The organism is Streptomyces sp. NPDC051976, from assembly GCF_040680795.1.
Lineage (GTDB): Bacteria > Actinomycetota > Actinomycetes > Streptomycetales > Streptomycetaceae > Actinacidiphila.
The window spans coordinates 1-1,391 of the sequence record NZ_JBFAXL010000159.1; the positions used below are offsets into that span (position 1 = coordinate 1).

Here is a 1,391-nt window from a genome sequence, read left to right on the forward strand (position 1 = left end):
CAGGGACTTTGCGTGTTGCGCTTCTGTCCGGTTGAGCACGTGAGTCCTGGTTGATCACGTCCATCCGAGTGTGGCCAGAGGGCGGCCTGGGCGGCGGGCATGGTGGCGGGTGGCGGCGGCGATGTTGGTATGGCCGTCCTGCCGGCAGACGCTGATGGCGAGGTTGCGGAGGCTGGCCATCACGCGGGGCAGGCTGCCGGCGCGGATGGCGGAGGCGTCCTCGGCGAACGTGGTGTCACGGACGTGGTGGAGCTGGTTCTCGATCTTCCAGTGGCCGCGGATCCAGGCCGCGATCCGGGCTCCGGATGCCGCGCCGGGTGGGAGGCTGCTGACGAAGTACAGCCGCTCGATCGTGAGCTTGTTGCTGGCCAGGTCCTTGCGCCAGCGCATGACCCGCAGGGCTTGGCGGGCGCCGGGATAGTCGAGGTGCCGGAACGCGGCTGTCTTCAGGTGACGGACCTCGAGCCGGCCCCGACCCCTGGTGCGGTCCTTGTGGTCCAGGGCGACGTCGGCCCACGGCAGTTTCCTCAGCTGCTTGAGCAGCCCCGGATGGTTGCCCTTCACGACAGCGATGTAGTGGATGCCCTGCTCGCGCAGCCAGAGGCCGTTGGCGTGCTGGGTGTGGGCCGCGTCCGCGGTGACGACGGCGTTGTCCAGGCCAAGGCCGTCCAGAAGAGGGATGAACGCGGGTGTCTCGTTGCTCTTGGTGTCGATCTGCCGCTGTGCGAGGACCGTTCCGTCGTGGTCCATCGCGGCCAGCAGCCACACCGCTCTCCCGCCGGCCGCTCTTGATCCGCGCAACTGTTTCCCGTCCACGGCGACTGCCTGCCACCGCGTCTCTTCTGTGTCCAGACCAGCGGCTCTGGCCTGCAGAAACGCGCTCACCGCGGCGTCGAAGGCATCGCCGTCGAGGCGGCTGAGCAGCCGCATGACCGTGGTGGGATGCGGCACCGTGACCGCCTTGCTGAACGGGTCGAACGTGAAGCCGAGAGCCAGAAGGACCCAGCGGGGCGCATCCGCGACCCACTCGGAGATCGCGGTCAGGGATCTCGCACCGGCCAGGACGCTTGCCGCGGCGGCCGTCACGATCGCAGCCAGCGGGAAACGCCGGCCACGGCGGTCGCGTGGATCCGGCAGGCCCGCGAGAAACCGGGCCAGGCACACCGCGTCGGGCAGCGGCTGCGGTGACAGGGTACGGGCCAGTCGCTCCAGGCCCGACGGCATAGGAGAAGATGAGGCAGCAGGCACGGTCTTCGGTTGTGGTCACGTGAACTCGACACTCACATGATCAACGAGGCCGTGTCTGCACCTGCATCCGGGCCCTCCACAACGCGACATGACAGCCCATCACTGGGCAATCTCACCCAACCTACGACCTTGCAAAGTCCCTG

The 1,391-nt window shown here is 68.2% G+C and carries 1 protein-coding gene; it reads right to left on the minus strand.

The window, feature by feature from the left end; genetic code table 11:
- Nucleotides 1-54 precede the first annotated feature (54 nt).
- On the minus strand, nt 55-1,224 hold the full coding sequence (locus AB0M29_RS45205; protein ID WP_365393693.1) for an ISAs1 family transposase: 1,170 nt from the start codon (nt 1,222-1,224) through the stop codon (nt 55-57).
- Between the last annotated feature and the right edge of the window lie 167 nt (nt 1,225-1,391).

Bases quoted from the DNA above. Each gene is read 5' to 3' on its own strand.
- AB0M29_RS45205 (WP_365393693.1), bottom strand. From the start codon at position 1,224: ATGCCGTCGGGCCTGGAGCGACTGGCCCGTACCCTGTCACCGCAGCCG.